We start from the raw sequence: 11,339 nt of genomic DNA, 5'->3' as shown, positions 1-11,339 counted from the left end.
AACCGCAAGGATGGACTTATGTGGTTACAAACGAGCTGTGATCTTGTCTTTGATATTTCTGTGCCGACACCTTTTGTGTTGATGCTGCGTCCCCGCAGTGGTGCGCTGCAATGGATCGCCCGGGAAGAGTATAAAATTGAGCCCAGTGTACCGGTGTTTGAATTTACCGATAGCTATGGCAATCTGTGTCAGCGCATGGTGGCCCCGGAAGGGCATTTCTCTATTCACACCTCTTCTCGGGTTATGATTGCGGACACCCTAGACCGTGCCCCCGGCGCCCCTTTTGTTGAAGTGCAATGGCTACCGGATGCGGTGCTGAGCTATTTACTGCCTAGCCGTTATTGTGAATCAGATCGATTTGGCCAGATGGCCAGCCAGATAACCGCCGACTGTTTACCGGGTTATGATCAGGTCGCTGCTATTGAGACTTGGTTACGCACGACGTTTCGTTATGAGCCGGGTGTCAGTGATCTGCTGTTATCGGCTCAGGAAGTGAATCAACAGCCTGCCGGTGTGTGTCGTGATTTGGCTCATTTGGGTATCGCCCTCTGTCGCAGCTTATGCATTCCCGCCCGGATGGTAGTGGGCTATCTTCATGATCTATATCCGATGGATCTACATGCTTGGTTTGAGGCCTATATTGATGGTCGCTGGTATACCTTCGATGCGACCCAGCACGAGCTATACGACACCTACCGTAAAGGTGGCTACGTCACCATTGGTTATGGCCGTGATGCGGCGGATGTGGCTATTTTTAATCAGTATGGCCCGGCGGTTGTCCCGATTGAACAGCGGGTTAGTGTGCAGCGCTTCAATACCTAAGTGGGCTAAATTGATAACCACAGTATTGCTGAATATGCCTGAGAACCTCAGGCTTTTTGCTGTGCTGTTAAACTAAATACCTCACTCTATTTGCCCCAAGACAATGTATTGGTTTGTTTTTCTGATGATCTGCTATTTGCGTATTAGGAGCATGGTTGCGCCTGAAATTAACGCCTATTCTGTGTGTAGAGCTGCTTTATGAGAGAACATATGGATGAGTAGTTTTGACAAACTTAATTTGAGTGAGCTGCTAGAGCAGTTGCCTGATCCGGCCTTTGTAATGACCCGTAGTGGGCTTTATGCGGCGATTTATGGTGGGCGGGATGAACGTTATTACCACGATGGACGAGATCTTATCGGCAAGCGTCTTAATGATGTACTGGTACCGGATAAAGCCGAGTGGTTTCTGAAAGAGATCGCTAGGGTGTTGAACCGCAATAGCATGCAGGTGATCGAGTATGAGCTGTCGAATAGCGATATAAAAGGGCTTGAAAGCAGCGATGGGCCGAATGAAACCATCTGGTTTGAAGGGCGAGTGAGTTCGCTGAGCTTTAAGGTGAATGATGAAGATGCGGTGCTCTGGGTGGCAACGAATCGGACTAAGCAGCACTTACTGCAGGAGCGGCTACGTGCACTGAGCATGACCGATCCATTAACTCAGTTGCCGAATCGGCGTCAGTTGAATCAACTACTAACGGAGTATCTCGATCGTGTGAAACGCTATTCTGAGATAGTGACCGTGTTGATCTGGGATATTGATCGTTTCAAGCGGGTTAACGATACCTTTGGTCATGTTAAGGGTGATGAGGTATTGGTGGCTATGACCCGGTTATGCCGACGACATTTACGGCGCACTGATTGGCTGATTCGTATCGGCGGCGATGAGTTTGTTGTGTTGATGCCCTATACCAAAAAGAAGCAGGCGATACTGTTTTATGAACGCTTTCGTGCCGAAGTTGCCGCGTTGGCCGTCGATCTGAAAATTGACGGGCTGGAGGTGGGTGTAACGGCGGGCATGACGACTATTCGGCCCGATGATGTTAACAAACAGGTAGTGAACCGGGCAGATCAAGCGCTGTATCAGGCGAAAGGGCTTGGCCGAAATCAATTAGTGACAAGTTGAGTGATTAATCTCGTTTTGTCACATGTGCCGGAGCGCTAGGGATGAGGAATCTTAGTCTTACTTCTCTGGTTGGCTGCTGAAAGGGTGCTTGAAGCCTAGTCTTGCGCCGGTTGCCCAGATAACGAAGTAGACTGCCCAGAATGCAAAGACAACATCACTGAGAAAGTGTCCCCCCTGCACAATACGGGTAATACCCAGTGCAACGCCTACCATAAAACCGCCCCAGAAGGCTCGGCGTGAAGAGAATAACCAGCCGAGAATCATGAAGTAGAATCCCATGGCTGCGTGGCCACTGACAAACGAGCAGTTTGTACGACAGGCGCCTGAATAGACGAAAGCAGCTGTGAATTGCTGCTCGCCCCCGAAGTTTTCCACATGTACCGGTCTTGGTCGGCCGATAGAGTTGTTTTTTATCACGGTGTTAACCAGCAAGCCCGGCCCGATTATAAGAGCGATGAGCAGGAAGGTAACGCTCCACTTTTTATAGTGTTTGAAGTTCAGTTTTTTAAACTTGATCAGTAGTCCGGCAACGATCAGCCCAAGTAGCAGAGGGATATGGATAACGGCAAACAGGCGATAGAAAAATTGAATCAGCAGGTGGTCATTGTGAATGAAACTGTGGGTCTTAGGGTCGTAAAACAGGCCTGCGACCAACAAATCGATCTGTGGAAAGCCGATAAACAGGACCATGCAGAGCAGGAACAGGATCAATGAGCGAAAGCCGCGCAACCGTGCAAATCGGGATGAGTTATTCATGATTTTGCTGTGTTGCCTCTTGCGGGATGCCTTTAAAACCGCTGACTTTATAGAGTCGTGCTGTGCGGGAGAAGTTGCTATATAGAGGGTAAACCTGTTCGGTGAGCAAGGTAACGTCACTGAAATAGCGCATCAATTTTGCTTGTGCATCATGTTCGCTGACGAAGAGAAATTGTTTCGCCGGACTATTAGACAATGGATACTGAAGCTCGTAGTGGTTTTCGATGTAGCTATCGTCACTCAACGCCACCCCTTTGAAATCTTGTGGGGTAATGTAATAGCCAAAATACGCCAACAGCTTGCGTGAGTCACTCGCCAGTTTATAGTCTGGATATTCATCAAACCAAGGCTGAAACTGATGCACAAATTCGGGCCAGCCAAGCAGACGTTTATAGGGATCTGTTCCCGCTTTTCGTTCGATACCAAGGGCGTCGGTTACAACGCCATAATGATAGAAGGACATGGATAGCAGCAGGTTAGCGAATAGGCCGATCAGCAGCAGGCGATAACCTTTAACCTGACTGAGGTAATAACCCGTGAGTAGCGAAGCGCCGACATATGCAGGCCCTGCCCAGTTGACGTTAGCCTTCGCCATAAGCGCCTGTATGGATAGCACCGCAAAGGTGGGCCAGAAGAGGCTCCAAAGCAACTTTTCAGTTTCACTACGAGGCTGGCGGCGCTTGCCTCGTAGTAGCATATAGACCAGTAATACGGGGCTAAAGACAAATAATTGCCCGCCCCAAAACTCCAATAATCGAGAGAGGCTTATTGAACTGCTATTTTGGTGCGAGATCTGAGCGGTATGCTGAAAGCTGATGAAGTCGTGCTGATAATTCCAGTAAAGGTTAGGCAGTAGAAAGCTAAGCGCTAATAGGCAGGTGAACCAAAACCGAGGGTTAAGTAGCAATTGCCGCCCGACGGGGCTTAAGGCGGCATAAAGCAGAAAGGTGCTGGGGAGTATAATAAAAGTATATTTCGATAATAGTCCGAGGCCGCCGGCAACCCCTGCCAGTAGCCACCAAAGACCGTTATTGGTGTCTTTAGCCTGAAGAAAGGCATAGAAGCATAGGCACCAGAAAAAGATAAGTGGCGCATCGGTGGTGATAAACAGACTATTAAATCCGACCAGTGGCATTAAGAGAAAAACGGCGCCGCTAATCAGGGCAGCCCGGCTTCCTGATAGATATTCTGCGGTGCGATAGATAATGATAGCCGCGCCGCTGTAGAGTACCGGTGCTGCGAGCTTAACTGCCCACTCAGCATTGCCAAATAGCGAAGTGGTGAGCGCAATGAGCCACCCCACCATCGGTGGTTTGGAGTAGTAGCCCCAGTCGAGTGTTTGCGCCCAGCCTAGATAGTAAGCTTCATCATAAAATAGCGTAATAGGGGTGCTGATAACGATCCACTCACGATAGAAAAACAGCACGGCTAATAGCGCTAGAAACCAACGGAATGGATGGGCAGTAAAGAGTGATGAGGACGCTGAAACGGAAGACGCAGAGGGCATTCTTTATTTCCGGACTGACGGGTTGAATGTCCGGCAATCGGCCGGTACGTGATTGGGCCTAAGTTTAACAGAAGCCTATAGGCAAAGAAATGTCAGGATTTTACTCGACTAGCGGGCACTGGTTACCGTCTTTTGGATTGCTCTTAATGATCCAACATGGTGTGAATCTCATCATTGTTCGATAGAGTCAGCTTGAGACTCAGCTGTCGGGAAGTATGCGCGTCGTTTCGCGTACAGGCTTAGACAACAAAAAATTTGGGGGATGGTTTTGGCTCTTGTTGTTCGTCCTCGATCAAATGCCATTGATGAGGTACATGGGTGAGGCGAAGTAAGCTGTGACAGTTATTGCATTCAAATAACGTATCGTTATAGACGTGATTTATTTCCACCAGATGTGGGTGTGCGAATGTTCGTTTGTTCTGCACCAGCATAAAACAATCGCTGCAAATCCTTTGCTTTTCCATTGACGAATAACCTCCATGTATTCAAACAACTGTTTGAGGATTATATCTGCCGCCGGAATAAAATTGAATCCTCGAACTAGAATTTAGGCCATTATTTTAATGGAATAGGTGGCAGGTGCCTTCTCGAAGGATGATCTGCATGACAACGGGTTCAATGGCGGGAAACCATTCGAGGATAACCTGAGTGTCCGAGGTTGCGGAGTTTACTGTGCGGGTATTGGACAGTTCATAACGTTTCTCGATGTTACGGTCATCAGTTGTTAGGGCTTCTGCATAGCAGGTTATTTTAGCGGTTTCGGAGGTGTTATTGCGCTCGGTCAACCGAAGTTTGAACATTAACTGGCAGAGTTCATACCCTTGGGTCTGTAGGTTTTTACGGCAAGTTTTGCTAACTGAGTGAATGATTAGCGGTTGGCTATTGGTCAGGGGTGTCGATGCTGGTATGTGGGAGTCGACGAGGGTGGTGCTTGTCGTTTGCGTCGCTTGATCCGGTTCTGTGGTTGTTGATAATGCTATTTCAGCCTCGGTGGGGCTTCTCGAGAGAATGTTGACATAGTGAATAGAGATAAAACCGCGATTATCTTCAAGGAGGACCCAGTCTCGTTCATCCGTGGTAATTACCGAAAGGCGTTCACCTTTATGGAGTATGCCCACGACAGGGCTATCTGTTGAACGGGATTGTCTGATGTTGAGAACGGTTGAGCGAATCTCGACATCGAGCCGCTCGGCTGATAATACTGTTTGAGGCAGTCCAATACTTAGCAACAACAAACAGAGCATAATAAATGGTTTCAGTGGCATAGCGTCTTTTTGTCAAAAATATTAGGCGCAATCCCTAGCTGGATGGGTTTAGTGCAAAACTTGGGTATAAAATTTAGCATTTCCGTTTAAACCACCTATCAGACTATGGCTGATAGGTGGTTGGGTCAATATAATCAGTACCTAAATTGGGAGATGAAAAATGCCCCCGCATGGGTTAAATGGTATAAACAGTTAATAGTTTTTTTACCGGTACCTCTTACCCCGTAAAAGGTTGAGTTATACTGGGGTAATATCTGATCAGGGGATAATTTGTGAGTATTGCGCTAGATGATGATGTATTGGCTGACGGCTCTGTTCTGTTAGCTCGCCAGCCTATTTTCAATAAAGGTCAGGATGTGCAAGCCTACAGCCTGCTATATCGCTCCGATAATGGCACGATGCCCTTAGAGTTTTCCGATGAGCAGGCCACTGCATCCGTTATTCTTAATAACTATGCGGTTGCTTCAAATGGTGGAAAAACTAAGCGCTTGCCGCTGTTCGTGAAGTTAACCCAGAGTATGTTACTTTCGGATATGTTGCCGAACCTGCCCCGTGACAGTGTCATCTTCGAACTATTGCGTGAGGATGGCATATCTAAAGAGCTGTTGGCGGTGTTACGCAAACGCAAAGAGCAAGGCTATAAGTTTGCCCTGACGCACTTTACTGGTGATAAAGCTCAGACACCGCTACTGGATCTGATGCATGTGGTAAAGATCGACCTGCAACGCCATGATGATGCCGAACTGAAACAGCTCGTCACTTTTTGTAAACCATATCGGGTTCATCTCCTGGCGGATAAAGTCGAGAGCCAAGAGGATTTTCGCCGGGCTATCGGGTTAGGGTTTAATCTGTATCAGGGCTATTTTCTCTGCCGCCCTGTTTCCATTAAAGGTAAGAGCTTTGGCAGCTCGAAGGTTTTGATTCTAGAGTTGCTCTCTGAGCTGAATAATCCTGCTGCGACGGCTGAGTCGGTCGAGCAGATTGTTATCAATGATCCGGCAATGACCTATAAGATCTTGCGACTGGTTAATTCGGCTGCGTTCCGAACACCTAAACAGATTGAGTCGATCTCCCACGCCATATCGTTGATTGGCATGGATCAGGTGAAGAAATGGGCCACTCTGTTCCTGCTAAGCGGTCAATCCGATAAGCCGGTAGAGTTAACACGCGTGATGTTGATTCGTGGGCGTATGTGCGAACTGTTGGCGGAGATGCTGAGTTATCCACAGACAATCAATTTCTTTATGGTCGGACTGTTATCGCAGCTTGATGCGATGATGGATACCGATATGCGTGTGCTGTTGGATCAGATCCCACTGGATGATTCTATCAAGGATGCGATCTTGTCGCAGATTAACCAGAAAGGTGAGATTTTAACGGAAGTGCAGCATTACGAGCGAGGCGAGTGGGATGATATGCGTAACCTGCTCGATCGACCGTTTTACGAAGTTGCTTATCGCCACAGTATGCAATGGGCCGATCAGGTATTGGCCTCATTAGAAGAAAAGTGAGCCGCGTTAGGTGATGCGCAATGGCAGATAAACGCACGGTAATGACCGTGCGTTTTAGGTTTTAGTGCGGTGTTAATCATGACACTGGTTGGGTGTCTCTTCTGATTTACTGATTAATAGCTGTTTGAGGAATAATTGTGATCGGGTTGCCAGATCTTATGGGTGTCGATACGGCACTGTTACTCATTCTTACCAGTACCCTTACCTCAATGTTGACGGCCGCCATGGGGATTGGTGGTGGAGTGCTGTTACTCGCCGTGATGGCCACTATTGTGCCACCGGCGGCGCTTATTCCGGTGCATGGCTTAGTGCAGTTAGGCTCGAATGGTAATCGAGCCATACTCACCCGGGAACATATCGATTGGTCACTGCTTCGTTTGTTTTTCGCGGGTGCCGTTATTGGTGCGGTGATCGCCTACTTTGTGGTTGTGCAGCTACCGGTTGAGGTGATTCAGCTTTGCGTGGCGGGTTTTATTTTATTCTTGGTCTGGGGGCCGAAATTGGGCAAGCAAGAGATGCCCCCGGCAGGTTTGCTGCTGGCCGGTGCAGGAACGACATTAATAACCATGTTTGTCGGCGCCACGGGGCCATTAGTAGCGGCCTTTGTTCATCGCTTAGGATATGAGAAATATCGCGTTGTAGCGACTTTTGCAGCCTGTATGACGGCCCAGCATCTGTTGAAGATGTTTGTCTTTGGTTTGATCGGTTTTGCCTTTAGCGATTGGCTACTGCTGATTATCTTGATGATCGCTGGCGGTTTTGCAGGAACTTGGATTGGCTTGCATATCTTGAAGAAAGTACCTGCTGAGCGGTTTCAGCTGATTTTTCGGTTGTTGGTGACCGCGCTGGCGCTACGGTTGGTTTGGCAAGTTTATAGCGGCGTTTAATGACGCCCTGTGGATACTAAAAAGCAGCCGAGATGGCTGCTTTTTTGATCCAAGGTATTAACCTTTTTGGCTTAGTCTAGCTTGCTGAGGTCGCGCACGGCGCCCTTGTCTGCTGAAGTTGCTAGCAGCGCATAGGCTTTCAGTGCTGCAGATACCTTGCGAGGACGGAACTCGACGGGCTTCCAACCAATGGCATCCTGTTCAGCACGGCGTTGTGCCAGTTCTTCATCGGACAGCAATACATCGATGGTTCGGTTAGGGATATCGATACGGATACGGTCACCATTACGGACTAAGCCGATCGCGCCGCCAGCTGCTGCTTCAGGAGACACATGGCCGATAGATAGACCAGAAGTGCCGCCGGAGAAACGACCATCGGTGAGTAGGGCACACTCTTTACCCAAGCCTTTAGACTTGATGTAAGAGGTTGGGTAAAGCATTTCTTGCATACCCGGACCACCTTTAGGGCCTTCGTAGCGCACGATAACCACATCACCCGCTTTAACTTTATCGTCAAGAATATTGGCAACCGCCTCATCCTGAGATTCAGTAATATGGGCTGGGCCTTCAAAGACCAGAATAGATTCATCGACACCGGCAGACTTGACTACGCAGCCATCGACCGCAATGTTGCCGTGTAATACCGCTAAGCCTCCCTCTAGTGAATAGGCGTTCTCGATAGAGCGGATACAGCCATGCTCACGATCGCCATCCAGTGTTGGCCAGCGCGTCGCTTGACTAAAGGCTACTTGAGTTGGAATGCCGGCAGGGCCTGCTTTATAGAACTCCATCACTTCAGGTGATGGGTTGCGCATAATATCCCATTTATCCAGCGCATCTTTCATTGTCGGTGCGTGAACGGTTGGGGTATCTGTGTGCAGTTTGCCAGCCCGGTCGAGTTCACCGAGAATCGCCATGATGCCGCCCGCACGGTGTACGTCTTCAACATGATATTTCGGCGTATTCGGGGCTACCTTACACAGCTGAGGTACAGTGCGTGAGAGGCGGTCAATATCGCTCATGGTGAAGTCGATATTGGCTTCTTGCGCAATCGCCAATAGGTGCAGAATGGTGTTGGTTGAGCCACCCATAGCAATATCGAGGGTCATCGCGTTTTCAAACGCTTTGAAGCCCATTGAGCGAGGCAGTAGCGAGTCGTCATCCTGCTCGTAATAGCGTTTCGCCATCTCAACGATGCTACGGCCCGCTTCCAAGAACAGTCGTTCTCGGTCGGCATGGGTCGCCACAACGGTGCCATTACCCGGCAGGGCAAGGCCCAAGGCCTCGGCAAGACAGTTCATTGAGTTAGCGGTAAACATACCAGAGCATGAACCACAGGTTGGGCAGGCTGAACGTTCAACTGCATCGACCATTTCGTCAGTGCTGTTTGGATCAACCGCTAGCACCATGGCATCAACCAGATCCAGCTTGTGCTCGGATAGTTTGGTTTTGCCCGCTTCCATTGGGCCACCCGAGACAAAAATGACCGGAATATTGAGGCGCATAGCAGCCATCAGCATCCCCGGTGTGATTTTGTCGCAGTTGGAGATACACACCAGTGCGTCGGCACAGTGGGCATTGACCATATATTCAACGGAATCTGCAATGATATCTCGGGATGGCAGAGAATAGAGCATGCCATCATGACCCATGGCGATACCATCATCGATGGCGATGGTATTAAACTCTTTCGCGACCCCGCCCGCCTTTTCGATTTCACGGGCGACCAGCTGACCCATATCTTTCAGGTGAACGTGGCCCGGAACAAACTGCGTGAATGAGTTGGCGATAGCGATAATGGGCTTTTGAAAATCGTCATCCTTCATCCCCGTGGCGCGCCAAAGTGCGCGGGCACCGGCCATATTACGACCTGCGGTGGAGGTCTTGGAGCGATATTGTGGCATGCACAGATCCTCTGCGGTTGAAGTGGGTATGTCTATAAGACCGCCGATTATAGCAAAACTCTGCGCGGTAATACCTAACAATCCTGACAATAAGTGCGTCTGTTTCAGGAAAATGGATCTGATTAGCCCATATCCGGCCGGGTTGATTGAATCGGGTGGCGAGTATCCGGATCGACTATGGGGCTATTGGGCGGCAGCGATTCTTTAGTCTGAAGCATGAATACAAGCCTAAGCAGTACTATTGTTTCGCTTTATAACATCGTATTCTTAACGGATTAACATCCGTGGAGGCAATAATGGAAATCGATAGAAAACAGATACGTTCTGACCGTTGGCTGAAGAGGATGATGCGAACTGGGGTTCCCGTGGCGATAGTCAGCATTTTGTGCCTGTGGTTGGGGCAGCTGATGGCATCTCCGGCACTGGGTAGCGTATTTTTAGTGACGATGCCTATCGCGCTGGTGATTGGTTTTAGTTACAACATTCGTTATGTAATGTTGGCGGTGCGGGCACGACGTCAAGCGGTGGATAAGTCGACCGAGCATGAATGATGTTAGCCAACTAACGGCATCGTTTCCGCTCTTAGAACAGCTAGACGATGCCGGGGTTAAGATTCTGAGCCAAGCAAAGCGGGTGGATCTCCCCGCCGGTCAGGTGGTGTTTCAGCAGGGTAATGCTTGTCATCACTTTATTATCGTAACCTCGGGTGTGGTGAAGGTCTTGGGGCGTAATGCCAATGGCCGGGAGTTGATCCTGTACCGTATCGAAAATCAGGGTACCTGTGTGTTAACCACGTCCTGCTTACTTGGTGGTGAAGCCTATCCTGCTGAAGGCATTACTGAAACAGATGTGACGGCGTTTTTAATGCCCTTGTCTGATTTTCAGCGAGCAATGACGGATTCTTCCGGGCTGCGGCAATTTATCTTTGATTCCTATGGAGAGCGGTTGGCTAAACTGATTACCCTCGTACAGGAGATCGCTTTCGAGCGAATAGAGAAGCGGTTGGCTCGTTATCTGATTGAGCATGTGGGTCCAGGGTCCGTGTTATTACGTTCTCATCAAGAGATCGCGGACGAGCTGGGTACCGCTCGGGAGGTCATCAGTCGACAGCTAAAAGCGTTTGAACAGAAAGAGTGGGTCGCGCTAGGGCGTAATCAGGTACTGTTTCTTAATAAAGGTGCGCTGCGAAATACTGCCCTAGATCATTAAAGTGACACAATCATCGGGCTGTGTGACTTTGTCACAGACTTTAAGCGTAGGACTGACCATACTTTATCCAAACCTGATTGATGAGAGGATAGGAAAATGGATAAGAATATAGGATCTGTGGATAAAGTCGTACGCATTGTCGTAGGTCTCATCCTGATTGCGTTGGTATTTGTTGGTCCTCAAACCCCGTGGGGTTGGATCGGTGTGCCTATCATCGCGATTGCACTGTTTGGCTGGTGTCCGTTATACCGTGTTTTAGGAATCAGCAGCTGCAAAAAATGTGACTCTAAATAATATTTAGATACGGCGTGGATAACACGCGAATGAAGAAAACCGGCTCACAAAGTCGGTTTTT

General features: G+C 48.9%; 11 protein-coding genes. 7 read left to right on the top strand and 4 right to left on the bottom strand.

The features are described 5' to 3' along the window. Positions 1-18 precede the first annotated feature (18 nt). Positions 19-822, top strand: a complete 804-nt coding sequence (locus AC0L4K_RS18640; RefSeq protein WP_417226683.1) for a transglutaminase family protein — start codon at positions 19-21, stop codon at positions 820-822. Between the two features lie 214 nt (positions 823-1,036). Next, positions 1,037-1,945 carry a GGDEF domain-containing protein gene (locus AC0L4K_RS18635; protein WP_473267511.1) on the top strand — a complete coding sequence of 303 codons (909 nt, stop codon included), beginning with the start codon at positions 1,037-1,039 and terminating at the stop codon, positions 1,943-1,945. Positions 1,946-2,002: 57 nt separating this feature from the next. On the opposite strand, the gene AC0L4K_RS18630 is transcribed toward AC0L4K_RS18635, so the two are convergent. The 3 genes from AC0L4K_RS18630 to AC0L4K_RS18620 form a co-directional block, all read right to left on the bottom strand. Beyond that, entirely contained in the window at positions 2,003-2,701 is a 699-nt protein-coding gene (locus AC0L4K_RS18630) for a phosphatase PAP2 family protein (RefSeq protein ID WP_417226685.1), read from the bottom strand. Further along, positions 2,694-4,208, bottom strand: a complete 1,515-nt coding sequence (locus tag AC0L4K_RS18625; protein WP_473267510.1) for an ArnT family glycosyltransferase — start codon at positions 4,206-4,208, stop codon at positions 2,694-2,696. Before AC0L4K_RS18625 ends, AC0L4K_RS18630 begins: the two co-directional genes overlap by 8 nt. Positions 4,209-4,768: 560 nt before the next feature. Then, positions 4,769-5,473 (bottom strand): SH3 domain-containing protein, encoded by a 705-nt coding sequence (locus AC0L4K_RS18620; protein ID WP_417226687.1) that lies wholly within the window; start codon positions 5,471-5,473, stop codon positions 4,769-4,771. Positions 5,474-5,745: 272 nt separating this feature from the next. On the opposite strand from AC0L4K_RS18620, the gene AC0L4K_RS18615 reads away from it, so the two are divergent. Beyond that, a complete protein-coding gene (locus AC0L4K_RS18615) occupies positions 5,746-6,984 on the top strand; it encodes an EAL and HDOD domain-containing protein (RefSeq protein ID WP_417226689.1) in 1,239 nt (412 codons plus the stop codon). A 137-nt stretch (positions 6,985-7,121) separates the two neighbouring features. Then, entirely contained in the window at positions 7,122-7,871 is a 750-nt protein-coding gene (locus tag AC0L4K_RS18610) for a sulfite exporter TauE/SafE family protein (RefSeq protein ID WP_417226691.1), read from the top strand. Positions 7,872-7,942: 71 nt separating this feature from the next. Here the strand turns inward: AC0L4K_RS18610 and ilvD are convergent, their stop codons facing one another. Further along, positions 7,943-9,775, bottom strand: coding sequence for a dihydroxy-acid dehydratase (gene ilvD, locus AC0L4K_RS18605; protein ID WP_417226693.1), 1,833 nt, complete (start codon positions 9,773-9,775; stop codon positions 7,943-7,945). A gap of 296 nt (positions 9,776-10,071) precedes the next feature. Between ilvD and AC0L4K_RS18600 the strand changes: the two genes are divergently transcribed. From AC0L4K_RS18600 to AC0L4K_RS18590, 3 genes are all read left to right on the top strand, one after another. After that, positions 10,072-10,326, top strand: a complete 255-nt coding sequence (locus AC0L4K_RS18600) for a hypothetical protein (RefSeq protein ID WP_417226695.1) — start codon at positions 10,072-10,074, stop codon at positions 10,324-10,326. Further along, a complete protein-coding gene (locus AC0L4K_RS18595; protein WP_473267509.1) occupies positions 10,319-10,984 on the top strand; it encodes a Crp/Fnr family transcriptional regulator in 666 nt (221 codons plus the stop codon). Before AC0L4K_RS18600 ends, AC0L4K_RS18595 begins: the two co-directional genes overlap by 8 nt. A gap of 96 nt (positions 10,985-11,080) precedes the next feature. Further along, complete coding sequence (locus AC0L4K_RS18590; RefSeq protein WP_417226698.1) at positions 11,081-11,278, top strand: YgaP family membrane protein; 198 nt, start codon at positions 11,081-11,083, stop codon at positions 11,276-11,278. The last annotated feature ends 61 nt before the right edge of the window (positions 11,279-11,339 follow it).

It is taken from the genome of Amphritea sp. GJ51-11 (genome assembly GCF_055808735.1).
The sequence above is the reverse complement of the archived record's forward strand: the minus strand, read 5'-3'. Positions and strand labels throughout refer to the sequence as shown.